Genomic DNA, 25,073 nt, shown 5'->3' on the forward strand with positions numbered 1-25,073 from the left:
CGCCCCACCCCCGCCCAGGTCGCCTACAGCCCCACCCGCGACCCCACGTGCCGGCATCCCGGGGCCGCCATCCGGGCCGTGTGGGCGGAGGCCGACCACGACAGCCCGCACCCCGCCGGCGCCGGCGGGGGCTCGGGCCGGGTCGACCCCCGGGGTGTCGACCGCGGCGGTCCGCGCGTCCATCGGGCTCCTCCCCCGCGTCAGCCGGCGGCCGTCGTGCCCGCGGGGGCCGGAGCGGTGCCCGCGGTCTCCGACGGGACGGGCTCGGGAGCCGGCGGCTCCGCCGTCCCGCCGCCGGTCGGACCGCCGGGTGTCTCGCCGCCGGTCTCCCCGCCGGTCGCCGGCGGCTGGGTCGTCCCCCCGCTCGGCTCCGACGGGGCCGGCGGCGCGGTCGTGTCCGGCGCCGGGCTGGTCGCGGTCTCGGCGGGCGCCGTGGGCTCGGCGGACGTCACCGGGTCCGGCGCCTGGTCGGCGGGCGGGGCCGGCGCCTCGTCCGCCGGCTCCTCGGCCGGGCCGGACGACGGATCGGGATCGACGGGCGCCGAGGCGCCGCCGCCGGTCCCGGCCGGGGCCTGCGGGGCCTCGGGCAGCGCCTCCTCGGGCGGGGCGACGGCAGCGGTCACCCGCACCTCGTCGCCGGCGTCGAGCCGGGTGCCGGCCGGGTCGAGCGCGGTCACCGTGCCGGGCGGGTGGTCGCCGGTCACCTGCTCGACGCGGACGACGGTCAGGCCGAGACCGGTCAGCTCGCCGGCCACCTCGTCGAACGGCCGGCCCACGTACTGCTCGGCGGTGAGCACGACGCCGCGGTCCGCGGCGGCCGAGGGCCGCTCGGCGGCATCGGCGCCGGGCCCGGCGGCCGGGCCGGCCAGCGCCAGGGCGAGCGCGCCGGCGCCCACGAGCAGCACCACGAGCGGCAGCAGCAGGAGCAGCGTGCGCCGGCGCCGGGCGGGCCGCCCGGAGACCGGCGAGCGGGACGCCCCGGCCGGGCGGGGCAGCCGGGCGGGCCGGGTGTCCGACGCCCGGGCAGCGCCGGGGATCGCGAGCCCGGGCGAGGAGGCCGTCCCGGGCCCCACCGTCTCCCGCACGGCGGAGAGGAACGCGGCGCCGTCGGGGATGCGCTCCCCGGGGTCCTTGGCCAGCGCCGACCCGATCAGGTCGCGGACCTCCTCCGGCAGCTCGGCGGGGAGCGGCTCGGGGTCGGCGACGACGTGCTTGAGCGCGACCGTCACCGGGTTGGTGCCCTCGAACGCCGCGTGCCCCGTCAGCGTCTCGTAGCCGACCAGCCCGAGGGCGTAGACGTCGCTCGCCGGGGTGGCCGGCTCCCCCTGCGCCTGCTCGGGGGACATGTACTGCGCGGTGCCGACCACCTGGCCGGTGCCGGTGAGCGGCACGCTGTCGGCCGAGCGGGCGATGCCGAAGTCGGTGAGCTTCACCGCGCCGTCGGGACGGACGAGGATGTTGGACGGCTTGACGTCGCGGTGCACCACCCCGCGGCGGTGCGCCTCGGCCAGGCCGGCGGCCGCCTGCTGCAGCACCGACAGCGCGTCCTCGGGGTCCATCGGCCCCTCCGCGGCGAGCCGGGCCGACAGCGGCGCGCCCTCGACCAGCTCCATGACGAGGAAGGCCAGGTGCTCGCCGGCCTCCTCCGGGCAGGCCTCGCCGTAGTCCAGGACGGCGGCGATGTTCGGGTGGTTCAGCGCCGCCGCGTGCCGGGCCTCGGCCCGGAAGCGCTCGACGAACGTGGGGTCGTCGGCGTACTCGCTGCGCAGCACCTTGACCGCGACGTCGCGCTGCAGCACGACGTCCCGACCGCGCCAGACCTCGCCCATGCCGCCTGCGGCGATGCGCTCCTGGAGCTCGTACCGGCCCCCCAGGAGCCGTCGTCCCTGCTCGACGGTCGTCACTCCGAATCACCCTCGTTCCCCCACCGCGGGCCTGCTCCCGCGCCCTCCTGAGGGTTCCCGCCCCAGCGGCCGTCACACCCCGATCGGCCGATCGGGAGCCGGATCGGTGCGGACCGTCACTCAGCGCGAGGGCTCGGGCACCCGGCGGCTGAGCTTGCGCCACAGCCAGCCCGAGGCCACCCGCCGCCCGGTGACCAGGTACTCCGGGACGGCGTCGTCGAGCAGCGTGGCCTCCAACGCCCGGCGGACGGCGGGGCGGCCGGCGAACAGCAGCTCGTCGCCGGGCCCGAGCACCACGTCGTCCTCCGGCGCGAGCAGGTGCTGCGCGCCCTGCTTGAGCACCAGCGGCACCGCGGCCAGCCGCCGGTCGCGGTCGACGGGGTTGCGCAGCAGGTCGCCCAGGGTGAGCCGCCCGCCGGCCAGCCAGCCGCCCAGCGACGGCGCCTCCGCCTCGTCCAGCCGCACCTTCCACAGCGGGTCCAGGTGCCGGCCGCAGTCCTGCAGCAGCCGCTCGGTCACCCCCGCCGCCCAGGCGTCGTCGCGCTCGAGCAGCCCGCGCAGGAAGCGCCAGAGCAGCGGCGTCGACAGCTGCGCGTACGCCTCGTGCGCCACGACGGCGGTGGGCACCAGCAGGGCGTCGACCTCGAGCGCGGCGAACAGCGGGTCGCTGGCCGGCGAGTTCTGCCGGGCGGCGACGAACACGTCCGGGGCGATCCGGCGGGCCTCGGCCACCAGCGACATGTTGGTGATGTCGTCGTCGGTGCCGGCGACGAAGCCGACCGCGCCCACCAACCGGGAGTCGCGCAGCACGTCGGGGTCGGAGGCGTCGCCCACCACGGTGGGGTCCTCCCCGTCGGTCGGGGTGGGGTCGATCGTGACGACCTCCAGGCCCTCGGCGCGCAGGTCGCGGGCGAAGTGCCGGCCGAAGCTGCCGTAGCCGGCGACCACCCACCGCCCGGGCGCGGGGGCCTCCCGGCGCTCGGGCAGCTCGGCGCCCGGCCCGCTCTCCAGCCAGGTGGTCAGCTGGAAGGACGCCGGCGCGCGCAGCGCCAGCCGCAGCCGGTCGCCGAACCGGTCGAACGGGTTGATCACCGTCGGCGACCCGAACGCCCGCATCCGCTCGGCCACCACCCCGGAGGTCGTCCGGGCCACGACCGGCAGCTCCGGGCGCAGCAGCGCGGTGCTCATCACGACGGCGAGGTTGGCCTGGTCGTCGTTGGTCAGCGCGACCACGCCCTCGCACCACGGGTGGTCCAGGCCCGCGACGACCAGCGCGTGCAGGTCGCGGGCGTCGCCGACCAGGCCGGGGACGTCGGCGTGCGAGGTGTTGAGCTCCAGCACGTCGATCCGGCTCTCGTCGCGGTCCACGACGGTGAACCGGCGGCCCAGCGCGTCGAAGGCCTCGCCCAGCTGCTCGCCGGTCTGCCCGTAGCCGGCCACCAGCAGGAACGGCTCGCGCAGCCGGGCCACCTTGCGGGTCACGTGCCCGGTGGTCAGCGCCCGGCGGAAGGCCCGGTCCTGCAGCAGGGTGAGGACGGCGCCGATGGCGTAGGCCCAGCCGACCACGGTCAGGTAGATCGAGCCGGTGACCCACAGCCGCTGGGCGTAGGTGAACTCGTTGGGCAGCTCGCCGAAGCCGATCGTCGTCGCCGTGTAGCTCATGAAGTAGAAGGCGTCGAAGACGCTCATCCGGGCCGGGTCGCCCTCGGCGTCCTGGCCGGGGACGAGGCTCAGCCCGACCACGCTGACGGTGAAGACGAGGATCAGCGTGATCAGCGGCGCCCGCAGGCGGCGCAGCACGACGAAGACCGCGCCGGACTCCTGGGCGCGGGCGACGGCGGGGTGCCGGCGGCGCATCCGCCGGTGCGGGGGCGTCCCCGACCCCGACGGCGCCCCGGTCAGCAACCCCCAGAAGGCCCGCAGCACCCCGCCCACGACGGACCGCCTCAGCGCCGCTGGAACGAGACGGTCTCGACGATGAGCAGCACGAGGGAGACCACGTTGGCCAGCAGGGCGCCGCCGGAGAGGGAGACCACGCTGGAGGTCGCCTCGGCGGTCAGCCCCTCGGTGCTGACGTGCTCGGCGTAGACGTAGACGACCGTGGCGGCGATGAGCTGCAGGTCGGCGACCAGGCTGGTGGCGAGGTGGACGGCGCCGATCTGCGTGCGGTCGCCGAACTTGAGCACCGTGGCCACGAGGTTGACCACCACCGCGGCGTAGAGCTCCCACCGGTTGTGCACGGCCGGGTCGTCGATGTCGCCGATGAAGAACCCGAAGTTCAGGGTCGCGGCGAGCAGCACGAAGAAGCCGAAGACCACCTTCTCGAGGTTCATGCGGCGACTCCCGGGGGCCTGACCTGGACCGACGCCGACCGTAACGCCGCGACCGCGGCCCCGCCGGTCGACGCCGGGCCCACGGTCCTTCCGCCGCGGCGCGCACCGGGCCACCCTGTGGGGGCATGACCTCCGCCGACGCCGTGTGGGTCGAGGACATGCCCGCGACCTACGACCGGCTGCTCGGGCCCGCCCTCTTCGCCCCGTTCGCCCGCGAGCTGGCCGGCCGCGCGGCCCGGCTCGGGCCGGCCCGCGTCCTGGAGGTCGCCGCCGGCACCGGGATCGTCACCCGCCAGGTGTGCGCGGCGCTGCCCCGGGCGTACGTGCTGGCCACCGACCTGAACCCCGCCATGGCGGCCCGGGGCGCGGCCGGCGTCCCCCGGGCGCGGTGGGCCGTCGCCGACGCCCTCGCGCTGCCGGTGGCCGACGCGGCCGCCGACCTGGTCGTCTGCTCCTTCGGCGCGATGTTCTTCCCCGACCGGCCGGCCGCCTACGCCGAGGCGGCCCGCGCGCTGGCGGCCGGGGGCACGGCGCTGTTCACGATCTGGGACGACGTCGCGCGGTCCACCCTCCCGGCGGCGCTGCACCGGGCCGTGGCCGCGGTCGTGCCCGACGACCCGCCGGACTTCGTCGCGCGCGTGCCGCACGGCTACGCCGACCCGGAGCGGATCGCCCGCGACCTCGCGGCCGGGGGCCTCGACGCCCGGCTGGAGACGGTGCGGCTGGTCGGCGAGACCGCGTCGGTCGCCGAGCTGGCGGAGGGGTTCGTCCGCGGCACCCCGCTGCGCGCGGCGCTGGCGGGCCACGGCGAGCTGGCCGACATGGTCCGCGCCGTCGCCGCGCACATGGCCGCCGAGGTGGGCGAGGGACCGGTGCGGGGTGAGGTCACCGCGCACGTGGTGACCGCGACGCACGCCTGACCCCTCGGCCGGCCGGGGTTCCGGACGACCCGGTCCCGGAATCACCCCCGCGGGGGATGGAGAGCCCGGCGCCGCGGGCCGACCACTCGGGCATGAGGAAGATCATCACGTCCCTGTCCCTCCTCGCCGCGGCCGGCACGCTGGCCGCGTGCGGCGGCTTCGACGAGCTCAGCGGCCCGCGGGTCAGCCCCGACAACCGGTACGTGCAGGTGCTCCGCGACGTCGAGCCGGACGAGCTCGCGCCCACGGACTGCGAGATCGTCGCCGACAACGCCTCCTTCCTCGGCATCGACACCTCCGAGGTCACCGACCTCCAGGAGGAGCGGTGGCAGCGGGAGTGCGAGGCCTGGGTCGTCTGGGTGAACGCGCACGGCGGCGACCAGCGCTGATCCGCTGGCAGGAATTCGACGGGTGCTGGCACCTCGGCCACTGGTCCGCGGGCGGGCACGGGCGGCAGGCTGGCGGCCGTGGACACCGCACGCCTGCCCGCCCTGGACCACCTCGCCGCGCTGACCGGCGAGCAGGACGCCTTCGCCGCGCTCGCCGCCCGCGCCCCCGCCGACCTGCCGGTGCCGACCTGCGGCGACTGGACCGCCGCCGTCCTGGTGCGGCACCTGGCGACCGTGCACCGGTGGGCCGCGCTCGCCGCCCGCACCGCCCCGGCGGAGGAGCTGCCCGACATGCGGCCGCTGTGGCGGTCGACCGGGCCCGGCGACCACCCGGCCGCCGCCGCGGAGCTGCGCGCCGCCCTCGACGACCCCGGCCGCCCGTGCGTGACCCTCACCGGCCCCGGCACGGTCGCCTGGTGGACGCGGCGGCAGGCGCACGAGACGCTCGTCCACCGCCTCGACCTGGCCGCCGCGCTGGGCGTCGGGGCGCAGGTCGACCCCGCCGTCGCCGCCGACTGCGTCGCCGAGGTGGTCGACACCATGCAGCCCCGCCAGGAGCGGCTGGGCCGGATGGCCCCGCTCGCCCACGGGCTGCGGCTCACCGCCCCCTCCGGCAGCTGGACCCTCGGGCCGGACCCCGCGGCCGAGGTGGCCGGGCCGGAGGAGGCCCTGGCGCTGCTGCTGTGGCGGCGGGCGGACCTCGACGACGACCGGCTCACCGTGACCGGCGACCGCGCCGCGGCGGCCGCCGTCCTGGCCCAGCCGCTGGTGCCGTGAGCGGCCGGTACCCGCTGCGCTCGGTGGTGGCCGTCGCGCTGCCCGGCGTCTCGCCGTTCGAGCTCAGCGTCGTCTGCGAGGTCTTCGGCATCGACCGCACCGCCGACGGGGTCCCGGCGTTCGACTTCGCCGTCGTCGCCGACGAGCCCGGCCGGGTGCCCACCTCGATGGGCTTCGCGCTGGACGTCGCCGACGGGCTGGACCGCGCGGCGGAGGCCGACCTGGTCGCCGTCCCCGCGCGGCCGCTCGGGCAGACCGCCCCCGAGGGCGTCGTGCGGCTGCTGCGCGAGACCGTCGCCCGCGGCGCCCGCGTGCTGTCCATCTGCAGCGCGGCCTTCGTGCTCGCCGAGGCCGGGCTGCTGGACGGGCGGCCGTGCACCACCCACTGGATGAACACCGCCGAGCTCGCCGAGCGCTACCCGACCGCCCGGGTCGACCCCGACGTGCTCTACGTCGACGACGGCGCCGTCGTCACCAGCGCCGGCACCGCGGCCGGGATCGACGCCTGCCTGCACCTGGTCCGCCAGGCGCACGGCGCCACGGTCGCCGCCCGGATCGCCCGCCGGATGGTCGTGCCGCCGCACCGCGACGGCGGTCAGGCCCAGTACGTGGCCACCCCGCTCCCCCGCGCCGCCGACGACGACGTCGCCGCGCTGCAGGAGTGGGCGCTGGCCCACCTGGACGAGGACCTGTCGGTGGAGCGGCTGGCGCGCAGGGCGCTGGTGTCGCCCCGCACGCTGGCCCGCCGCTTCGCCGAGACCTGCGGGACGACGCCGGCCGCCTGGGTCACGCGGATGCGGCTGCAGCGCGCCCGCGAGCTGCTGGAGAGCACGACCCTGCCGGTCGACGCCGTCGCCGCGGAGGTGGGCTGGGGAACCGGCGCGGTGCTGCGCCACCACTTCGGCAAGCTCGGGACGACGCCGCTGGCCTACCGGCGCACCTTCGCCGGCCCGGCGGCGGTCCGGGAGTCGGCGTGATCCCGCTCCTCGACGAGGTGTGGACGGCGCTGGGCGGCGGGGCACTGCCCGCGCCGGTGACCGTGCGCGGGAGCACCGGGCTGGCCGGGCCGCTGGCGGCCGGGGAGCTGGCGCTCGCCTCCGTGGCGGCCCAGCTGCTGGCCGCCCGGGAGTGCACCGGCGCGGCCGCCCCCCTGGAGCTGGACGCCCGGCACGTCGGGCTCGCCGTCCGCAGCGAGCGGTTCGTCACCCGCGGCGGGCGGCCGGTCGGGCCGGGGTTCGCCCCGATGTCCCGGTTCTGGCGCACCGCCGACGGCTGGGCGCGGCTGCACGCCAACTACCCGCACCACCGCGCGGCGGTCCTGGCGGTGCTGGGCGAGCGCGACCCGGACGCCGCCGCGGCCGCGATGACCGGGGCCGAGCTGGAGGAGGCGGTGGTGGCGGCCGGCGGCGCGGCGGCCGCCGTCCGCACCGAGCAGGCCTGGCGCGCCTCGGCACCGGGCCGGGCGGTGGCGGACCTGCCGCTGCTCACCGTCGGGCGGGCCGGCGACGCCCCGCCCCGCGACGTGCCGCCCGGCGGGCCCCGGGTGCTCGCCCTGACCCGGGTGATCGCCGGGCCGGTGGCCGCCCGGACGCTGGCCGCGCACGGCGCCGACGTGCTGCGGCTGGAGAGCCCGCGGCTGCCCGAGGACCCCGGGACCCTCGCCGACACCGGCTCCGGCCAGCGCACCGCGGTGCTCGACCTGGCCGCGCGCAGCGGGCGCGCGACCGCGGAGGAGCTGCTGGCCGGCGCCGACGTCCTGCTGCTCGGGTACCGGCCCGGCGCGCTCGAGGCCCTCGGCCTCGACCCCGCCGAGCTGGCGGTCCGGCACCCGCACCTGGTCGTCGTGCGGCTGTCGGCCTGGGGCACGACCGGCCCGTGGGGACGGCGCCGCGGCTTCGACTCGCTGGTGCAGGCGGCGACCGGGATCGCCGCGGTCTGCGGCCGGGACGGCGCGCCGGGGGCGCTGCCGGCGCAGGTGCTCGACCACGCCACCGGGCACCTGGCGGCCGCGGCGGCGCTGCGCGCGCTCGCCCGCCGGCGCGCCGGGGGCGGCACGTGGTCGGCCGAGCTGGCGCTGGCGCGCACGGCGGCGCGGCTGCTCGCCGCCGGCCGCGTCCCGGACCGGGCCGGGGACGCCGATCCCGACCCGGCGCCCCACCTGGTCGAGCTCCCCGCGGACGGCGGCGCGGTCACCGTGGTCGCCCCGCCCGGCAGCCCGCCCTGGGCGCACGGGGCGGTGGCGTCCGCGCCGGCCTGGCGCTGAACCCCTCGGCCTCACCGGAGCCGGTCGGTCGCGATCCGCTCGCCGACGTCCTCGAGCAGCTCCGCGGCGCGCCGCATGCTGCGCGCCGGGTCGGGCTCCAGGTCGGCGAGCCGGTACACCCCGGCCAGCCCGGCGTCGCGGGCCTGCGCCTCGGTCAGGTCGCAGCGCCCGGCCACGGCGACCACCGCCGCACCGGCGGCGCCGGCGGCCGCGGCCACCCCGAGCGGGCCCTTGCCGCGCAGGCTCTGCGCGTCCAGCCGGCCCTCCCCCACCACCACGAGGTCGGCGCCGCGGACCGCCGCGGGGAAGCCGGTGAGCTCCAGCAGGAAGCCGATGCCGGGCACGATCCGCGCGCCGAGCAGCGCCGCCGCGCCGAAGGCCAGCCCGCCGGCCGCGCCGGCGCCCGGCAGGTCGCGCAGGTCGCGGCCGGTGGCGGCGGCGGCGACGTCCGCGCAGCGGGTCAGCGCCCGCTCGAGCAGGGCGACCGTGTCCGGCCCGGCGCCCTTCTGCGGGCCGTACACGGCCGCGGCCCCGGCCGGCCCGGTGAGCGGGTTGTCGACGTCGCAGGCCACCAGCAGCTCGGCGTCGCCCAGCCGCGGGTCGAGGCCGCCGGGCTCCAGCCGGTCGAGGTCCAGCAGGCCCGCGCCGCCCGGGCCGACCGGCGTCCCGCCCCCCGTCCGCAGCCGCGCGCCGAGGGCGGCGACCGCGCCCGCGCCGCCGTCGGTGGTGGCGCTGCCGCCGACACCGAGCACGACCCGCCGCGCCCCGGCGTCCAGCGCGGCGGCCAGCAGCTGCCCGACGCCGGCCGTGGTCGCGGTGCGGGCGGTGGCGTCGTCGGGCGGGCCGGGCAGCCGGCCGAGCCCGGCCGCCGCGGCCGCCTCCACCACGGCCGTGTCGCCGCGGACGGCGAACGCGGCCTCCACCGGCGAGCCGAGCGGCCCGGCGACGCGGGCCGGCACCGGCGCGAACCCGTGCCGCAGCACCAGGTCGACGGTGCCCTCGCCGCCGTCGGCCACCGGGTGCTCGACGACGTCCGCGTCCGGCGCCCCCCGGCGCAACCCGCGGGCCAGGGCGGCGGCCGCCTCCGCGGCCGTCAGCGACCCCTTGAACGAGTCGGGGGCGACGAGGACCCGCGGGCGAGCTGCCATGGCCCCAGCCTGCACCCGGCCGACCCGGCAGGATGTCCGCGTGGACCTGGGACTGGGCGGACGGCGGGCGATCGTGACCGGCGCGAGCCGCGGCATCGGGCTGGCGGTCGCCGAGGCGCTGGCCGCCGAGGGCGCATCGGTGGCGCTGGTCGCGCGGGACGCCGCCGGGCTGGCCGCGGCCGCCGACCGGGTGGCCCGCTCCGGCAGGCCGGTGCTGCCGCTGTCGGCCGACACCACCGACGACGCCGCCGTCCGGGCGATGGTGGACCGGGTCGTCACCGAGTGGGGCGGGGTCGACGTCCTGGTCAACTGCGCGGCGCGGCCCGCCTCCGCCGGCCCCACGCCGCCGCTGGGCGAGCTGACCGACGACGCCGTCCGCACCGAGCTGGAGACCAAGGTGCTGGGCTACCTGCGCTGCGCGCGGGCGGTGGCGCCGCACATGGCCGCCGCCGGGTACGGCCGGATCGTCAACGTCAGCGGCCTGAACGCGCGGCGCACCGGCTCGCTGGTCGGGTCGGTGCGCAACGTCGCCGTCGCCGCGATGACGGCCAACCTCGCCGACGAGCTGGGCCCGGCCGGGATCACCGTGACCTGCGTGCACCCGGGGACGACGGTCACCGAGCGCACCGCCGCCGTGGTCGCAGACCGGGCCGCGCGCGACGGCGTGGGCGAGGACGAGGCGGCCCGGCGGCTGGCCGCGGGCACGAGCATCGGCCGGCTCGTCACGGCCGCCGAGGTGGCCGACCTCGTGGTCTTCCTCGCCTCGCCCCGCAGCGCCGGCGTCACCGGGGAGTCGATCGCCGTCGGCGGGGGCAGCCGCGGCGTCATCCACTACTAGCCGACCCGCTCCAGGAAGCCCAGGGTGCGCGCGGTGAGCATCCGGGCGGCGTCCGGGTCGTAGCCCGGCAGGCCGGGGTCGGCGAACAGGTGCGCCGTGCCGGCGTAGAGGTACAGCTCGCCGTCCGCGGCGCAGGAGACCAGGGTGCGGGCGGCGTCGAGGTCGCCCTCGCCGGCGAAGACCTCGTCGCCGGCCATGCCGTGCACCTGGACGGGCACGTCGGCCGGCCAGCGGTCGGCGAAGGCGGTGGCCGGCACGCAGCCGGAGTACAGCAGCGCGCCGCGGGCGCCCGGCCGGGTCTGCGCCAGCGCCTGCGCGGGGAGCACGCCGAGGGAGAAGCCGGCGTAGACGCAGCCGCCGGGCAGCCCGTCGACGGCCCGCCGTCCCCGCGCGACGACGGTGTCGAACCCGATCTCCCGCGCGTGCGCCGACCCGCTCGCGAGGTCGGCGAAGACCCGGCCGTCGAACAGGTCGGGGGCGTGCACGGTGTGCCCGGCGTCCCCCAGCGTGCCGGCGAACGCGCGCACCCCGGGCGTGAGCCCGTGCACGGAGTGGAAGACGACGACCTCGGCCACGGGAGGACCCCTCTCTGCCCGGACCAGCATGCCCGTCCGGTTGGATCCCCACCCAGTCGATCGAGGAGCTGGGATGCCGGAGCCGGGGACACCGCTGCGGGAGCTGGGCTTCCTGACCATCGGGTCGTTCGACCCGGCCGACCCCGGGCCGGGGCACGAGACGACGCTGCGGGTGGTCGAGCTGGGCGAGCGCCTCGGCTTCGACAGCGCCTGGTTCCGCCACCGGCACCTGCAGTACGGCATCTCCTCGCCGGTCGCGGTGCTGGCGGCGGCCACCCAGCGCACCCGGCGGATCGCGCTGGGCACCGCGGTCACCCCGCTGGGCTGGGAGAACCCGCTGCGGCTGGCCGAGGACTGGGCGACCGTCGACGTCCTCTCCGGCGGGCGGCTGAACCCCGGCGTGAGCGTCGGCCCGCCGATGCACTGGGACGACGTCCGGGCGTCCCTCTACCCCGACACCGCCGACGCCGAGGACTTCTCCTACGAGCGGGTGCGGCGCCTGCTGCGGTTCGTCGCCGGGGAACCGGCCGGCACCTTCTCCGGCCGCGAGGGCGTGGTCGAGGAGTTCTCCGACCGGGTGCAGCCGCACTCGCCGGGGCTGCGGGCGCGGATGTGGTACGGCGGCGCGGGGCTGCGCTCGGCGGTGTGGGCCGGGGAGAACCGGATGAACCTGCTGACCAGCTCGGTGGTGCGGTCGGGGGACGTCGACGGGGTGGACCCCACCGACTTCGCCGGGCTGCAGGCCGCGCACCTGCGGGCCTTCCGGGCCGCGCACCCGGCCGGCCGGGCCTCGCAGGGCCTGGTCGTCATCCCCACCGACGGCGCGACGGCCGACCAGCGCGCCCGGTACGAGGCGTACGTCGCGGCGCGGACCCCGCGGACGACGGCGCCGCAGGGGCCGGGGCGGATGCTGTTCGCCCGCGACCTCATCGGGCCGGCCGAGGCGATCGCCGAGCAGCTGTACGCGCACGCCGGGTTCCGGGAGGTCGACGAGGTCGTGTTCGCCCTGCCGTTCAGCTTCGCCGACGCGGACTACGAGCAGATCCTCACCGACGTCGCCGGCCGCCTCGGCCCGGCACTGGGCTGGCGCCCGGCGGGCTGAGCGCCGCCCGGGGGGGCGCCGCCCCGGGTGAACCGCCGGGGGCGCCGGCGCCGAAGACCGACTGGTCGCGCGGCGCCCGCCACCTCGGGGGGCGGCACCGCGCGCCGGGACGGCGCGCCCGTGGGCCCGCACGCCGTCCGCGGCCCGCCCGCGCTCCCCCTCGCGGGCGGGCCGCTCCCCCTGCCGTCCCGCCGCGGGCCCACGCCTCCGGCCGGCCCGCCCCGGCCACGCTGCGGGCGGTTCGGAACCGCTCAGCCCGCGGCCTCGCGCCGCTTGCGCCGCTCGTCGTCCCACGCGATGACCGTGGCGACGGCGAACCTGCCCGCGGCGGCCACGGCCCAGCCCCACAGCGGCGAACGGCGGGGCAGGACGACGAGGGACGGGACCGCCGCGGCGCAGACGGGCAGCACGGCCGCCGGTCCGAGGACCAGCGCATCCGAGGCGGCCGCGGACCGCGCCCGCCGGCCCGGCCGCTCGGGTCCCTCGACCTGCTCGACCGCCAGCGCGACGGCGAGCAGCGCCGCGGTGGTCGGGCCGAGGTGGACGCCGCGCCTCCCCGCGGCCGTGCGGAGGACCGGCACCAGCCACTCCGCGGGCGTGCTGGCGGCGGAGACCACCGAGACCAGCAGAGCGCGGGCCAGGAGCACCCGCATGCGCGGGGTGTCCCAGCCCTCGAGATCGTCGGGCACGCGGCCAGCGAACCACCGGCGCGTTCCTCGCGGGGACCTCGCGGTCGCCTTGCGGAGACCCTGCGGCGCGGTCGGCAGAGTCCTCCCTGTCGCCGGGCCACGGGGGACCGGCGGCGAGAGCACGGGGGAACGAGCCCCGCTCACGGGCCTTCGGGGGAAGGGCCGGTGAGCGGGGCTCGGCTCGTTCCCGCCGCGCGCGGACCCGTCGACGTCCCCGGCCCGCAGGGCGGATCATCCCGGCCGACGGACGGGAGGTGCCGTGGAACCGCTCGAGCTGCGCCCCGGGCTGGCCCTGCTGCCGGTCGGCGGGCCGCTGGCCGAGAGCGTCGTCCCGCCGGCGGTCGAGCACCGCGTCTACGTCAACGTCGGGCGGCCCTACCGGCTGCTGGAGACCCTCGGCGACGCCGAGACCGCCACGCCCGGCCTGCCCGGGGACGTCGCCGTCGTCCCGGCCGGCCTGCCGTTCGCCGTCCGCAGCCTCGACGGGGTCCCGCAGCCGGTCACCTCCCTGGTCGTCACGGTGGCGCCGGCGCTGCTCGACGAGGTCCCCGCCGGCCGGCGCCTGGAGCTGCTGCCCGTGGTGGGCGCCCGCTCCCCCGCCGTCTCCCCGCTGGCCGGGCTGCTGCACACCGGCCTGGCCGACCGCAGCGACCTCGGCCGGCTCGCCCTCGACGCGCTCGCCACCGCGCTGGTCGCCGCGCTCGCGCGGGACCACACCGCCGTCCCGCCGCCGGCCGCCGAGCCGCGCGGGCTGTCCCGGGCCCAGCTGGCGCGGGTGACCCGGCACGTCGAGGACCACCTCGCCCAGCCGCTGACCGTCGCCGGGCTGGCCGCCCTCGCGCACGTCAGCGAGTTCCACTTCAGCCGGCAGTTCCGCGCCGCCACCGGCAGCAGCCCGCACCGGTACGTGCTCGGCCGCCGGGTGGCCCGCGCGCGGGAGCTGCTCGTCGGCACCGACGTGCCGATCGCCGCCGTCGCCGCGCGCTGCGGCTTCGCCGACGCCGGCCACCTCACCCGGCACGTGCGCCGGGCGCTGGGCGCGACGCCGGCCGCGGTCCGCGCGGCGGCCCGGGGGCGCTGAGCAGGGACGTCCACGCGCGCAGCAGGAACGTCCACGACCCGGCGGGGTGGCCCCGGCCAGCCTGGGTGCACCACCGATCGAGGAGGATCCCGATGGAGACCACCGAGCAGGACCTGACGCTGGTGCGCGAGGTCTACGACGCCTTCGGCCGCGGCGACGTGCCGCGGATCATGGCGCTGTTCGCCGAGGACGGGACGGTCGTCCAGTCGCCGGGGCTGCCCTGGGGCGGCGCCCACACCGGGCACGCCGGGCTGGGGCACTTCCTGACCACGCTGGTCACCCACCTGGACTCGCACCCGGAGACCGAGCGGCTGTTCGCCGACGGCGCCGGGCACGTCGTCCAGGTCGGCCGCACCCGCGGCACGGTGCGGGCCACCGGGGCGCCCTTCGACGTCCCCGAGGTGCACGTGTTCACCCTCGCCGGCGGCCGGGTGACGCGGTTCGAGGCCTACCTCGACACCCCGGCGATGCTGCGGGCGCTCGCGGCGCCGGCGCCGGCAGGCGCGGCCCGGTGAGCGCGGCCCGGTGAGCGCGGCCGGGTGAGCGCCGCCCGGGCCGCCGCGCTCAGAGGCTGACCGCGACCGTCGCCGCGAGCTCCCGGACCGCCTCGAGGTCGGCCGGCCCGGGGGCGCCGGTGAGGCTGAGCGGCGCGGCGACCTGCTTCCACCGCAGCGCCCCGGTCACCTTCGCGATGCTGCTCAGCGCCCCGGCGGTGTCGTCGTTGCCGTGCACGTACACCCCGAACGGCAGGCCCACGGTGGCGTCCAGGCAGGGGTAGTAGACGGTGTCGAAGAAGTGCTTGAGCGCCCCGGACATGTACCCGATGTTGGCCGGCGTGCCGAGCAGGACGCCGTCGGCGGCGAGCAGGTCTGCCGCGCCCGCCGACAGCGCCGGCCGCACCTCCAGCTCGGCCTCCTCCACCATCGCGGCGCCCTCGCGGACGGCCTCCAGCACCGCCTGCAGCGCCGGCGACGGGGTGTGGTGGACGACGAGGAGGCGCGGCACGCGGCCATCCTGCCCCGCCGCCGAGGGGCCGACGCCGGTCAGACGGGGTCGGGCGCGAACTGGGCGCGCGCCGCGGCCACCGCCCCGGCGACCTCCTCGGCGGTGGCGGTCCCGCTGGCGGTCACGACCCGCTCCCACTCCTCGACGGTCGCGGCGGACAGCGCCCGCACCTCCGGCGTCGACTCCCACGCCCCCGGGTCGCCCACCTCGGCGCCGGCCAGGTGCAGGCCGAGGCCGACGATCGACACGTCCCACCCGGGCCCGACGAACAGCGCGCCGGCGCCGCTGCCGGCGAAGGCGACGGGCACCGTGTGCTCGAGCTCGAGCGTCGTCGACTCCCCCGTCGCCGACAGCCGGACGGTCACCACGCTCTCCGGCGCGCCCCAGCTCACCCGCAGCAGCCGTGGCGGCTCGCAGGCCAGCACGTCGCCGCCGGCGTTGCCCTCCACCGAGAAGGAGCCCCCGGGCCGCAGGTCGCCGCTGACCGGGCCGAACCAGCGCGCCAGCCGCCCGGGGTCGGTCACCGCGTCCCACACGTCGTCGGCCGGGAACGGATAGCTCCGCCGGACGACGACGGACACCAGCTCACCGTCGTCCCCGGGCCGCCGCTCCACCGCGCGGGTCGCGGCGCCGAGCTCGTCGATCAGGTCCTTCACGTGTCCTCCTCGGGATCGGCCGCCGGGGACCCGGACGGCGGGGTGGTGGCGGCGCGCCGGCTCCGCGCGCCGCGGGCCAGCTCGGTGCCCAGCGCGTCGAGGCGCTGCTCCCAGAACCGCCGGAAGCGGTCCAGCCACTGGTCGACCTCGCGCAGGCGGGTGGGGTCGACCGCGTACAGCCGGCGCGCACCCTCGGCGCGCACGGTCGCGAAGCCGTTCTCCCGCAGCACCCGCAGGTGCTGCGAGACGGCCGGCTGGGAGATGCCGAACTCCTCCCGGACGACCGCCGTGACCGCGCCCGCGCTCTGCTCGCCCGCGGCGAGCAGCTCGAGCACCCGGCGCCGGACCGGGTCACCGAGGACGTCGAACGCGTGCACGGCTTGTATATAAGCAGAGACGGATATAAGCGTCAACCTATATTAACCCCTGCCTTGGGCACCCGGTCCGGGCCCGTGCAGGATCGCCACCCGCCGGCCTCACATCTCGGCCGCCTGCCCCGTCAGGGAGGTGAGACCCCGGAACCAGGAGGACCACCATGAGCACCGCTGCCACCCGCGTCGTCGTCGTGGGCGCCGGCTACGCCGGCCTGATCGCCACCAACCGGCTCCTGGGGTCGCTCTCCCCGGCGGAGCGCCCGGCGGTGGAGGTCACCGTCGTCAACGCGCGGCCCGACTTCGTGGAGCGCGTGCGGCTGCACGAGCTCGCGGCCGGCTCCCGCGAGTCGGTGAGCCGCCCACTGGCCGGCCTCCTGCACCCGGACGCCGAGCTGGTCGTCGGGTACGCCGAGCGGGTCGACCCGGGTGCGGGCACCGTGCGGGTCGCCACCGCCGACGGGATCCGGGCGCTGCCGTTCGACCGGCTCGTCTACGCCGTCGGCAGCACCGCCGCCGCGCCGGTTCCCGGCGCCCGCGAGCACGCGTACCTGCTCGGCGACCTCGACGGCGCGGCGGCCGCCGCCACGGCGATCCGCGCGGTCGGCTCCGGCGTGCGGATCACCGTTGTCGGCGGCGGGTTCACCGGCGTCGAGGCCGCGGCCGAGGTCGCCGAGCGGCACCCCGACGCGCACGTGCGCCTGCTGGCCGCCGGCCCGCTGGTGCCGACCATGCGGCCGGCGGCCCGCCGGTCGCTGCTGCGCGCCCTGCGCCGGCTCGGCGTGGAGGTGGCCGAGCGGACCGCCGTCGCCGCCCTGGAGGAGGGCAAGGCGGTGCTCGCCGACGGCCGGGTGGAGGCCTTCGACGTGTGCCTGCTCGCGGCCTCCTTCGACGTCCCCGGCCTGGCACGCGACAGCGGGCTGCCCGTCGACGACACCGGCCGGCTGCTGGTCGACGCGACCCTGCGCAGCCCCGCCGACCCGCGGATCGTGGGCGCCGGGGACGCCGTCGCCGTCGCCGGCCCGGCCGGGGCGCACCTGCGGATGGGCTGCGCGATGGCCCTGCCGCTGGGCGGCACCGCGGCCGCCACCGTGCTGGCCGCCCTGCGCGGCGAGGAGCCGCGCCCGCTGTCGGCCGGCTACCTGGTGCAGTGCCTGAGCCTGGGCCGCCGGCGCGGCTACGTGCAGGTCGTGCGCGCCGACGACAGCCCGCGCGCTCTGCACCTCGGCGGCCGCGCCGCGGCGACGGTCAAGGAGCAGATCTGCCGGATGGTCGTCACCGCTCCGGCCGCCGAGGCGACCCGCCCCGGCGCCTACCGGTGGCCGGGCGGCCCGCGTCGGGGGGCCGGGGCGTGACCGCGGGCGGGGCGGGCGGCGTTCCCGCGGCCGGCCGGGAGCGGCTGCAGGCGATCGCCTACCGGATGCTGGGCAGCACGCACGACGCCGAGGACGCCGTCGCCGAGGCGCTGCTGCGCTGGCACCGGCTGCCCGAGGAGGAGCGCGCGGGCATCCGCGAGCCGCTGGCCTGGCTGACCACCGTCGTCAGCCGCGTCTGCCTGGACACCCTGCGCTCGGCCCGCGCCCGCCGCGAGGAGGCTGCCGGCGCCTGGCTGCCCGAGCCGCGGCTGTCCGATCCGCTGGCGCCCGGCGGCCCCGTGGACCCCGCCGACGCGGTGACGCTCGACGACTCGGTGTCCTTCGCGTTCCTCGTCGCCCTCGAGCGGCTCAGCCCCGCCGAGCGGGTCAGCTTCCTGCTGCACGACGTCTTCGGGGTGCCGTTCGGCGAGATCGCCGAGGCCGTCGGGCGCACCCCGGCGGCCTGCCGGCAGCTGGCGGCCTCGGCCCGGCGGCACGTGCGGGACGAGCGGCGGTACGACGTGGCCGGCGCGGAGCGCGACCGGGTGGTCCGGGCGTTCCTCGACGCGTGCCGCGGCGGCGACCTGGCCCGCCTGGTCGCCCTGCTGGACCCCGAGGTCACCTCCGTCGCCGACGGCGGCACGCAGATCCGGGTGGCCCGCCGGCCGGTGGTCGGCGCGGAGACCGTGGCCCGCTACCTGCTCGGGGTGATGGAGACCCAGCGCCGGCACCTGGCCGTCGAGCCCGAGGCGACGGTGGAGCCGGTGAACGGCCGCAGCGGGGTCGTCATCAGGGTGGGCGGCGTCGTGGTCGGCACCATCGACCTGGCCGTCCGCGACGGTCTGGTCACCCGCCTGTACCTGCAGGTCGACCCGGCGAAGCTGCCGAACTGACGACCCCGGCCGCCTCGGCGACCAGCTCGTCCAGCACCCGGCGGACGACGAGCCGCTCGGCCGCGTCGGGGCGCAGCAGCGCCTCCACGAGCCGCCCGGCCCGCACCCCGGCCAGCGGCAGCAGCCGCACGCCGGGGTGGCTGCCGCCGGTGTGCCGGGGTAGCAGCGAGACGCCGTGCCCGGCCGCGACCAGCGCCTCGACGACGGAGAAGTCGTTGATCCGGTGGGCGATCCGCGGCGGGGCCCCGGCCGCGGCGGCCACGGCGTCCAGCACCGTCGCGACGGGGAAGCCGGCCCGGACGGCGATCCACTCCTCGTCGACCAGGTCGCCCGGCCGCACCGCGTCCCGCCCGGCCAGCGGGTGCCCGGCGGGGACGGCGACGTCCAGCGGCTCGCGCAGCAGCGGGACGACGCGCAGCCGCGACCCGGCGCTCGGCCAGCCCGCCCCGCCGTCGGGCCGGTGTGCCACGACGACGTCCACCCGGTCGGTCAGGCCGGGGAACTCGTCCTGGGCGACGTCCTCGTCCGAGCACTCCAGGTCGATCCCGCCCAGGGCCCGGACGCGGGTGAGCAGCCCGGGCAGCAGCAGCTGGGCGCCGCTCTGGAAGGCCGACACCCGCACCGCGCCCTCGGGGCGGTCGAGGAAGACCGCGCAGGCGGCGCGGGCGCGCTCCAGCGCCACCGCCACGTCGACCGCGGCGTCGGCCAGCGCCTCCCCCGCCGCGGTCAGCCGCAGGCCGCGGCCGACCCGCTCGGTGAGCGGCACGCCGGCCTCGCGGGTCAGGGCCGCCAGCTGCTGGGACACCGCCGAGGGCGTGAGGTGCAGCACCGCGGCGGCGGCGCCGACCCCGCCCTGGCTGCGCACCGCCCGCAGCGTCTCCAGCGCCCGCGCGTCCATGCAGTGACGCTACAACGATCCGTAAGAACTGTTCGCTGGTGCTGCACGGTCACCGCGGCGCAGGCTCGGCCGCGTGCCGACCCGTGACCGCCTCCTCGCCCTCCTCGTCGCGGTCGTCTGGGGGCTGAACTTCCCGGCGATCCACCTCTCGCTCGAGCACTTCCCGCCGTTCTTCCTCGTGGCGCTGCGGTTCGCGCTGATCGCCGTCCCCACCCTGCTGCTGGTGCCGCGGCCGGACGTGCCGCTGCGCTGGCTGCTCGGCTACGGGTTGGGCTTCGGCGTCCTGCAGTTCGTCTTCCTCTACGCCGCGATGGACGCCGGCATGCCCACCGGCCTGGCCTCGCTGGTGCTGCAGTCGTCGGCGCCGTTCACCGTCGCGCTGGCCGGGCTGCTGCTGCACGAGCGGCTGACCGCCCGGCAGCTGGCCGGCACCGCGGTGGCGGTGGCCGGGCTGGGCGGGATCGCCGTGCACCGGGCCGGGCTGGACGGCGGCGCCACCCTGCTGCCGGTGGTGCTGACGCTGTGCGGCGGGCTGGGCTGGGCGCTGGGCAACCTGTGCAACCGGCAGGCCCGCGCCGCGCAGCCGTTCCGCCTGACGCTGTGGATGACCGTCGTCCCGCCGCTGCCGATGCTCGCCGCCTCGCTGATGGTGGAGGGGCCGGCCCGGATCGGCGGCTCGCTCACCGGGCTGGGCAGCCGCGAGGGCCTGCTCGCGCTGGCCGGCCTGGCGTTCACCGTCGCCGTCGCCACCCTCGGCGGCTCCGGCATCTGGACGGCGCTGATGAGCCGGCACCCCTCCGGCGTGGTGGCGCCGTTCTCGATGCTGGTGCCGGTGGTCGGCACCTCCTCGGCGTGGCTGCTGTTCGGCGAGGCGACCCCGCCCGTCGAGCTGGCCTGCGGCGCCGTGGTGGTCGCCGGCGTGCTGCTCGGCTCCCGTCCGCCGCGGCCCGCCGTCCCGGTCCCCGGGAACCCGGGCGACGCCGCCCGGGTGCACACGGCAGGATCGAGGACGTGACGCACTCGCCGACCGACTCCGACACCGGCCAGACGCAGCGCCCCACGCCGCCCCCGGCGATCTCCTTCGCCCGGGGCGCCCCCTCGACCGACATCGTCGACGTCGACGGCCTCAAGCAGGCGGCAGTGGCCGCCTTCGAGAACGACCCGGCGGGGGTCACCGGCTACGGCACGGCGATCGGCTACGTGCCGCTGCGCCGCTGGATCGCCGAGAAGCACGGCGTCCCGGAGGACCACGTCCTGGTCACCAACGGCTCGATGCAGGCCGACGCGTTCCTGTTCGACGAGTACGTCAGCAGCGGCACCTCGGTCATCACCGAGCGGCCCACCTACGACCGGACGCTGCTCGGCCTGCGCGAGCGCGGCGGCGAGGTGCACCTGGTGACGCTGCAGGAGGACGGCATCGACGTCGACGAGGTCGAGTCGCTGCTGGCCGGCGGGCTGCGCCCGGCGCTGGCGCACGTCATCCCCAACTTCCAGAACCCGGCCGGGTACACGCTGTCGCTGGCCAAGCGCGAGCGGCTGCTGTCGCTGGCCCGCGAGTACGAGTTCCTGCTGTTCGAGGACGACCCCTACGTCGACGTCCGGTTCACCGGCGAGCCGCTGCCGCGGATGCTCGAGCTCGACGGCGGCCCGGACAGCTCGAACGTCGTGTACGCGTGCTCGTTCTCCAAGACGGTCTGCCCCGGCATCCGGGTGGGCTACCTGGTCGGGCCGCCCGGCGTGATCGACCGGATCCGGGTCCGGGCGACCAACACCTACATCGCGCCGAACATGGTCGCCCAGGGCACCGTGTACCAGTACGTCACCGGCGACCGGTTCCCCGCGGCGCTGGAGCGGGTGAAGACCGCGCTGGCCGAGCGGGTCGGCGTCCTGGACGAGGCGCTGCGCCGGCACCTGCCGCAGGCGACCTTCCGCCGTCCCGAGGGCGGCTACTTCCTGTGGGTGAGCCTGCCCGAGGACGAGGGCCACGACGTCGCGGCGATCGTGCGCGAGGCCACCGCCCGCGGCGTGACGATCGTCCCCGGCACCGACTTCCTGCTCGAGGGCGGGCAGAACGCCTTCCGGCTGGCCTACTCCGGCGTGACCGCTGACGTCATCGACGAGGGCGTGCACCGACTGGCCGAGGCGGTGGCCGCCGCCCGCGGCTAGCCCGACAGCGCCACCCGCAGGTCGGCGTCCGTGGCCGCGCCCAGCGCGGCCCGGACGCCGGCCAGCGTCACCTCCACCGTGCGCGGGGTGAGGAAGAGGGAGGCGGCGATCTGCCGGGCGTCGGCCCCCTCGGCGGCCATCGCCGCGACCCGGCGCTCGGTGGCGGTCAGCCGCCGGGTCGCCGGCCGCGGCGGCGGGACGGCGAGGCCGGCCGCGGTCAGCGTCGCGGCCACCTGCGCGCGCACGCCCTCGGCGCCGCAGTCCTCGGCCAGTTCCAGCGCCGACCGCAGCAGCGGCGCGGCCTCCTCGGCGGGCACCAGCCGGGCCAGCGCGGCCTGGGCCCGGGCGAGGTCGAGCCGGGACTGGGTGCCCGACAGCACCCGCACCGCCTCGCGCAGGTCGGCCGCGCCGGCCTCGCCGCGGGCCTCGCCGAGCAGCCACAGGGTGCGCCCGACCCAGCGGCGGGCGCCCCACGCGCGGGCCAGCGCCGCCTCCTCGGTCATCAGCGCCACCGCCTCCTCGCGGCGGCCGAGCGCGGTGAGCGCCTGCGCCCGCAGCGACCGCCACGGGGCCCACACCGGGTTGGCCACGGCCGACACCTCGAGGTGGTGGGCGTCCAGCAGGGCCAGGGCCTGCTCGGGCCGCCGCTCGGCGAGCAGCACGCCCACCTCGGCCTCGAGGTTGAGCCGGGAGCCGTCGCCGATGCGGTTGCGCCACCGGACCGACTCCAGGAAGGCCCGGGCGGCGGCGGTGTCGCCGCGGTCGAGCAGCACCCACACGAGGAACGCCTCGCCGTAGCTGATCCCCACCGCCGGGGCCGCCCACCGGGCGCTCTGCTCGTTGGCGGTGCGCAGCGACTGCTCGGCCTCGGGGAGGTCGCCGCGCCACCACTGCGCGTGCCCGCGCCACAGGTGCGTGGCCAGCGCCGCGAACAGCGACCCGCGCTCGTGCGCGTCGGTGAGCGCGGCGTCCCAGAACGGCTCCATGTCCTCGTCGGCCATGTCGAGGATGAACGGCGCGATCACCCAGAACAGCCCGGGGTCGGCGGCCTGCAGCACGCCGTCGGCCAGGCCGAAGTGGGCCAGCTCCACGCAGCGGGGCAGGTCCCGGTTGCCGACGACCAGCTCCCACGCCGTCGCGACGGCGAGCATCCGGGCGCCGGGACCGGTGCCGACCGGCTCGCCGGCCGGCTCGGCGCCCCACACGGCCGGGTCCACGCCGTGCATGTAGCCGCCGACGCGGGCCAGCGCGCGCAGCGCCTGCCGGACGTCGACCAGCTCCTCGGGCAGGTCGGCGGCGGCCGCGGTGGCGAACGCGGTCGCCTCGCCGCGCGGACCGGCGAAGATCAGCGTGTGCGCCAGGACGACGGCGATCTGGGCGCGCACCGCCACGTCCTGCGCCAGCGCGTGCGCCTGCCGCAGGTGGGTGATCGCGGCCAGGCCGTCGGTCAGCGTCTCCAGCAGCCCCAGCTGCAGCAGGGTCTGCGCCCGGTCGTCGGCGGTGGCCAGCTCGTCCAGCACGCGCACCAGGTAGGGGACGGCGCTCTCCGGGGCGCCGCGGTCGGCGGCGATCGCGGCGGCCCGGTGCAGCGCCTCCACCGCCCACTCCTCGCCGCGGGCCGGCACCTGCAGCAGGTGGGCGGCAACCTGCTCGGCGCTGGCCCCGCTGTCGGCGAGCACGCGGGCGGCGCGGGCGTGCGCCAGCTCCCGCTGCCCCGGGGGCAGGCTGCGGTAGACCGCGTCGCGGACCAGCGGGTGGACGAAGCCCAGCGGCAGGTCGTCGCGGAGGATCTCCCCCTCGGCCAGCCGGTCGACGGCGCGGGCCGCGGCGTCCTCGGCCAGCCCGGCCAGGCTGGCCACCACGGGGATCGCCGCGCCGTCGCCGAGCACGGCGACCGCGCGGGCGACCGCGCCGGCCGCCTCGTCCATCCGGCCCAGCCGCATGAGCACGATGCTGGACACCGCGCGGGAGCCGATCGCGGTGACCGTGTCCGCCGACGCGCGGTCGGGGCGGACGCCGTCGGCCTCCAGCGCCCGCAGCAGCTGCCGCAGCAGCAGCGGGTTGCCGCCGGTGGTGCGGGCGCAGGCGGCCACGAAGTCCGGCGCGGCGTCGTCGCCGAGCCGCCGCCGGACCAGGTCCTCCACGCCCTCCCGGCTGAGCGGACCCGGCTGGACGGCGACGGTCGCCGGGTCGTGCGCGATCTCGTCGACCAGCGTGGGGTCGGCGGGCGGCTCGCCGGTGCGCAGCGTGGCCGCCAGCAGCACCGGCAGCCCCTCGAGCCGGCGCACCAGGTAGGCCAGGAAGCGCAGGGACGCCGAGTCGCACCACTGCAGGTCGTCGACGGCGAGCACCACCGGCCCCTCGGCGGTCAGGTCGACCACCAGCCAGTACAGCGCGTGCAGGACGGCGAAGGAGGCGTCGGCGCGCTGCTCGGCGACGGCCGGCCCGGCGTCGGCCGGGGCGTCGAACACCGAGGCGGCCGCGGCGGCCGGGCCGCCGAGCAGCCGGGCGCGGCGGGCCGGGTCCACCAGCAGCGGCTCGAACAGCTGCCGCACCGCGCCGTAGCCGAACTCGCGCTCGAGCGCGCTGCCGCGGGCGGCCAGCACCGGGGCCCCGCCGGCGGCCCCCATCCGCCGCGCCTCGGTCAGCAGCCGGCTCTTGCCGATCCCGGCCGGCCCCTCGATCAGCGCCACGAGCCCCTGGCCGGCCAGGGCGTCGGTGACGCAGGACTGCAGCCGGCGCAGCTCGGCGTCGCGGTCGACGATGTCCTCCCCGGCGGGGCGGCCGGGCCCGGCGGCCGCGCGGCCGGGCGCCGGCGCGGGTGCCGGTGCGGGCGGAGCTGCGGAGACGGCTGCCGGGGCGGGCGCGGCGGCCGGGGCCGCCGGCGGGCGCGCCGCGGGGCCGGCCAGCGCCGGGTCGTGCGCCAGGATCTGCGCCTCCAGGTCGCGCAGGGCGCGGCTGGGGTCGACGCCCAGCTCGCGGGCCAGCACGGTGCGGGCCCGGCGCAGCGCGGCGAGCGCGTCGCTCTGCCGCGACGTCCGGTACAGCGCGAGCGCGAGCAGCCGCCAGCGCTCCTCGCGCAGCGGCTCCTCGGCGGCCAGCGCCTCCAGCCGCGGCACCAGCACGGCGGCGTCCTCGGTCTGCAGCCGGGCGGCGAGCAGCCGCTCGGTGGCGACCGCCCGGAGCTCGGCCAGCCGCGCGCTCTCGGCGTCGGCCCACTGCTGGCCGGCCCACTCGGCGTAGGCCTCGCCGCGGTACAGCGCCAGCGCCTCGGTCAGCAGCGCGGCCGCGCGCTCCGCCGGCGCCGCGACCCCCTCGCCGACCAGCCGCTCGAAGCGCCAGGCGTCCACGGCGTCGTCCGACAGCCGGACGGCGTAGCCGACCCGGTCGCGCACCAGCAGCCCGCCCCGCTCCCGCGCGCCGCGGCCGGGCTCGAGGGCGCGGCGCAGGTGCGAGACGTAGGAGTGCAGCGCGGCGGTCGCGCTGGGCGGGGCGGCGTCGCCCCACAGCAGGTCGACCAGCCGCTGGGCCGGCACGGACGCGCCGCGGGCCAGCAGGAGCAGGGCGAGGACGCCGCGCTGGCGGGGGCCGCCCAGGTCGACGTCGGCGCCGTCCCGCTCGGCGGTGAGCCCGCCGAGGACGCGCACCGCGAGCGCGCCGGGCTCCGGAACGACGGGATCCACGCGCGGAACCGTAGGCGCTGGCCGGGG

General features: G+C 78.5%; 24 protein-coding genes. 13 read left to right on the forward strand and 11 right to left on the reverse strand.

Annotated features, from left to right (window positions below):
- Window positions 1-200 precede the first annotated feature (200 nt).
- The 3 genes from ACI79F_RS20115 to ACI79F_RS20125 form a co-directional block, all read right to left on the reverse strand.
- A complete protein-coding gene (locus tag ACI79F_RS20115; protein WP_456547191.1) occupies window positions 201-1,904 on the reverse strand; it encodes a protein kinase domain-containing protein in 1,704 nt (567 codons plus the stop codon).
- Between the two features lie 120 nt (window positions 1,905-2,024).
- Window positions 2,025-3,839 (reverse strand): potassium channel family protein, encoded by a 1,815-nt coding sequence (locus ACI79F_RS20120; RefSeq protein WP_456547190.1) that lies wholly within the window; start codon window positions 3,837-3,839, stop codon window positions 2,025-2,027.
- Between the two features lie 11 nt (window positions 3,840-3,850).
- A complete protein-coding gene (locus ACI79F_RS20125) occupies window positions 3,851-4,237 on the reverse strand; it encodes a DUF6394 family protein (protein ID WP_456547189.1) in 387 nt (128 codons plus the stop codon).
- A 125-nt stretch (window positions 4,238-4,362) separates the two neighbouring features.
- Here ACI79F_RS20125 and ACI79F_RS20130 point away from each other — a divergent pair, with 125 nt between their 5' ends.
- The 5 genes from ACI79F_RS20130 to ACI79F_RS20150 all read left to right on the forward strand — a co-directional run bounded on the left by ACI79F_RS20130 (window position 4,363) and on the right by ACI79F_RS20150 (window position 8,586).
- Window positions 4,363-5,157: a class I SAM-dependent methyltransferase gene (locus tag ACI79F_RS20130; RefSeq protein WP_456547188.1), complete on the forward strand. Its 795-nt coding sequence runs from the start codon at window positions 4,363-4,365 to the stop codon at window positions 5,155-5,157.
- 92 nt (window positions 5,158-5,249) lie between these two features.
- Window positions 5,250-5,546, forward strand: coding sequence for a hypothetical protein (locus tag ACI79F_RS20135; RefSeq protein WP_456547187.1), 297 nt, complete (start codon window positions 5,250-5,252; stop codon window positions 5,544-5,546).
- A gap of 78 nt (window positions 5,547-5,624) precedes the next feature.
- The gene (locus ACI79F_RS20140) at window positions 5,625-6,323 is read left to right on the forward strand and encodes a maleylpyruvate isomerase family mycothiol-dependent enzyme (RefSeq protein ID WP_456547186.1); all 699 of its coding nucleotides are present in this window, start codon (window positions 5,625-5,627) and stop codon (window positions 6,321-6,323) included.
- A complete protein-coding gene (locus ACI79F_RS20145; RefSeq protein WP_456547185.1) occupies window positions 6,320-7,300 on the forward strand; it encodes a GlxA family transcriptional regulator in 981 nt (326 codons plus the stop codon). Before ACI79F_RS20140 ends, ACI79F_RS20145 begins: the two co-directional genes overlap by 4 nt.
- A complete protein-coding gene (locus ACI79F_RS20150) occupies window positions 7,297-8,586 on the forward strand; it encodes a CoA transferase (RefSeq protein ID WP_456547184.1) in 1,290 nt (429 codons plus the stop codon). The genes ACI79F_RS20145 and ACI79F_RS20150 overlap by 4 nt, the downstream gene beginning before the upstream one ends.
- An 11-nt stretch (window positions 8,587-8,597) precedes the next feature.
- Here the strand turns inward: ACI79F_RS20150 and ACI79F_RS20155 are convergent, their stop codons facing one another.
- On the reverse strand, window positions 8,598-9,734 hold the full coding sequence (locus tag ACI79F_RS20155; protein WP_456547183.1) for a glycerate kinase: 1,137 nt from the start codon (window positions 9,732-9,734) through the stop codon (window positions 8,598-8,600).
- Between the two features lie 40 nt (window positions 9,735-9,774).
- Here ACI79F_RS20155 and ACI79F_RS20160 point away from each other — a divergent pair, with 40 nt between their 5' ends.
- Window positions 9,775-10,572 carry an SDR family NAD(P)-dependent oxidoreductase gene (locus ACI79F_RS20160; protein WP_456547182.1) on the forward strand — a complete coding sequence of 266 codons (798 nt, stop codon included), beginning with the start codon at window positions 9,775-9,777 and terminating at the stop codon, window positions 10,570-10,572.
- On the opposite strand, the gene ACI79F_RS20165 is transcribed toward ACI79F_RS20160, so the two are convergent.
- Window positions 10,569-11,147 (reverse strand): dienelactone hydrolase family protein, encoded by a 579-nt coding sequence (locus tag ACI79F_RS20165; protein ID WP_456547181.1) that lies wholly within the window; start codon window positions 11,145-11,147, stop codon window positions 10,569-10,571. The genes ACI79F_RS20160 and ACI79F_RS20165 overlap by 4 nt on opposite strands.
- Window positions 11,148-11,220: 73 nt before the next feature.
- Between ACI79F_RS20165 and ACI79F_RS20170 the strand changes: the two genes are divergently transcribed.
- Window positions 11,221-12,249 carry an LLM class flavin-dependent oxidoreductase gene (locus tag ACI79F_RS20170; protein ID WP_456547180.1) on the forward strand — a complete coding sequence of 343 codons (1,029 nt, stop codon included), beginning with the start codon at window positions 11,221-11,223 and terminating at the stop codon, window positions 12,247-12,249.
- Window positions 12,250-12,500: 251 nt separating this feature from the next.
- Here the strand turns inward: ACI79F_RS20170 and ACI79F_RS20175 are convergent, their stop codons facing one another.
- Window positions 12,501-12,938, reverse strand: a complete 438-nt coding sequence (locus tag ACI79F_RS20175) for a hypothetical protein (RefSeq protein WP_456547179.1) — start codon at window positions 12,936-12,938, stop codon at window positions 12,501-12,503.
- Window positions 12,939-13,197: 259 nt separating this feature from the next.
- Here ACI79F_RS20175 and ACI79F_RS20180 point away from each other — a divergent pair, with 259 nt between their 5' ends.
- Complete coding sequence (locus ACI79F_RS20180) at window positions 13,198-14,019, forward strand: helix-turn-helix domain-containing protein (RefSeq protein ID WP_456547178.1); 822 nt, start codon at window positions 13,198-13,200, stop codon at window positions 14,017-14,019.
- 92 nt (window positions 14,020-14,111) lie between these two features.
- Window positions 14,112-14,534, forward strand: a complete 423-nt coding sequence (locus tag ACI79F_RS20185) for a nuclear transport factor 2 family protein (RefSeq protein ID WP_456547177.1) — start codon at window positions 14,112-14,114, stop codon at window positions 14,532-14,534.
- A gap of 49 nt (window positions 14,535-14,583) precedes the next feature.
- Here ACI79F_RS20185 and ACI79F_RS20190 read toward each other — a convergent pair whose 3' ends face one another.
- The 3 genes from ACI79F_RS20190 to ACI79F_RS20200 are packed head-to-tail and all read right to left on the reverse strand — an operon-like array spanning window position 14,584 to window position 16,093.
- Complete coding sequence (locus tag ACI79F_RS20190) at window positions 14,584-15,024, reverse strand: NAD(P)H-dependent oxidoreductase (RefSeq protein WP_456547176.1); 441 nt, start codon at window positions 15,022-15,024, stop codon at window positions 14,584-14,586.
- A 38-nt stretch (window positions 15,025-15,062) separates the two neighbouring features.
- The gene (locus tag ACI79F_RS20195) at window positions 15,063-15,680 is read right to left on the reverse strand and encodes an SRPBCC family protein (protein ID WP_456547175.1); all 618 of its coding nucleotides are present in this window, start codon (window positions 15,678-15,680) and stop codon (window positions 15,063-15,065) included.
- Entirely contained in the window at window positions 15,677-16,093 is a 417-nt protein-coding gene (locus ACI79F_RS20200) for an ArsR/SmtB family transcription factor (protein WP_456547174.1), read from the reverse strand. The genes ACI79F_RS20195 and ACI79F_RS20200 overlap by 4 nt, the downstream gene beginning before the upstream one ends.
- A gap of 122 nt (window positions 16,094-16,215) precedes the next feature.
- Here ACI79F_RS20200 and ACI79F_RS20205 point away from each other — a divergent pair, with 122 nt between their 5' ends.
- A complete protein-coding gene (locus ACI79F_RS20205) occupies window positions 16,216-17,406 on the forward strand; it encodes an NAD(P)/FAD-dependent oxidoreductase (protein WP_456547173.1) in 1,191 nt (396 codons plus the stop codon).
- On the forward strand, window positions 17,403-18,299 hold the full coding sequence (gene sigJ / locus ACI79F_RS20210) for an RNA polymerase sigma factor SigJ (RefSeq protein WP_456547172.1): 897 nt from the start codon (window positions 17,403-17,405) through the stop codon (window positions 18,297-18,299). Before ACI79F_RS20205 ends, sigJ begins: the two co-directional genes overlap by 4 nt.
- Here the strand turns inward: sigJ and ACI79F_RS20215 are convergent.
- Complete coding sequence (locus ACI79F_RS20215) at window positions 18,253-19,197, reverse strand: LysR family transcriptional regulator (RefSeq protein WP_456547171.1); 945 nt, start codon at window positions 19,195-19,197, stop codon at window positions 18,253-18,255. The genes sigJ and ACI79F_RS20215 overlap by 47 nt on opposite strands.
- Before the next feature lie 73 nt (window positions 19,198-19,270).
- On the opposite strand from ACI79F_RS20215, the gene ACI79F_RS20220 reads away from it, so the two are divergent.
- Together ACI79F_RS20220 and ACI79F_RS20225 are read left to right on the forward strand one after the other, a co-directional pair.
- Window positions 19,271-20,212: an EamA family transporter gene (locus ACI79F_RS20220; protein WP_456547170.1), complete on the forward strand. Its 942-nt coding sequence runs from the start codon at window positions 19,271-19,273 to the stop codon at window positions 20,210-20,212.
- Entirely contained in the window at window positions 20,209-21,363 is a 1,155-nt protein-coding gene (locus ACI79F_RS20225) for an aminotransferase-like domain-containing protein (RefSeq protein ID WP_456547169.1), read from the forward strand. Before ACI79F_RS20220 ends, ACI79F_RS20225 begins: the two co-directional genes overlap by 4 nt.
- Here ACI79F_RS20225 and ACI79F_RS20230 read toward each other — a convergent pair.
- The gene (locus ACI79F_RS20230; RefSeq protein ID WP_456547168.1) at window positions 21,360-25,046 is read right to left on the reverse strand and encodes a BTAD domain-containing putative transcriptional regulator; all 3,687 of its coding nucleotides are present in this window, start codon (window positions 25,044-25,046) and stop codon (window positions 21,360-21,362) included. The two genes, ACI79F_RS20225 and ACI79F_RS20230, sit on opposite strands and share 4 nt — an antisense overlap.
- Window positions 25,047-25,073 lie beyond the last annotated feature (27 nt).

It is taken from the genome of Blastococcus sp. SYSU D00868, from assembly GCF_054050575.1.

Coding starts and splice junctions, on each gene's coding strand:
- ACI79F_RS20125 (WP_456547189.1), bottom strand. CDS start 4,237: ATGAACCTCGAGAAGGTGGTCTTCGGCTTCTTCGTGCTGCTCGCCGCG.
- ACI79F_RS20130 (WP_456547188.1), top strand. CDS start 4,363: ATGACCTCCGCCGACGCCGTGTGGGTCGAGGACATGCCCGCGACCTAC.
- ACI79F_RS20135 (WP_456547187.1), top strand. CDS start 5,250: ATGAGGAAGATCATCACGTCCCTGTCCCTCCTCGCCGCGGCCGGCACG.
- ACI79F_RS20155 (WP_456547183.1), bottom strand. CDS start 9,734: ATGGCAGCTCGCCCGCGGGTCCTCGTCGCCCCCGACTCGTTCAAGGGG.
- ACI79F_RS20170 (WP_456547180.1), top strand. CDS start 11,221: ATGCCGGAGCCGGGGACACCGCTGCGGGAGCTGGGCTTCCTGACCATC.
- ACI79F_RS20185 (WP_456547177.1), top strand. CDS start 14,112: ATGGAGACCACCGAGCAGGACCTGACGCTGGTGCGCGAGGTCTACGAC.
- ACI79F_RS20205 (WP_456547173.1), top strand. CDS start 16,216: ATGAGCACCGCTGCCACCCGCGTCGTCGTCGTGGGCGCCGGCTACGCC.
- ACI79F_RS20215 (WP_456547171.1), bottom strand. CDS start 19,197: ATGGACGCGCGGGCGCTGGAGACGCTGCGGGCGGTGCGCAGCCAGGGC.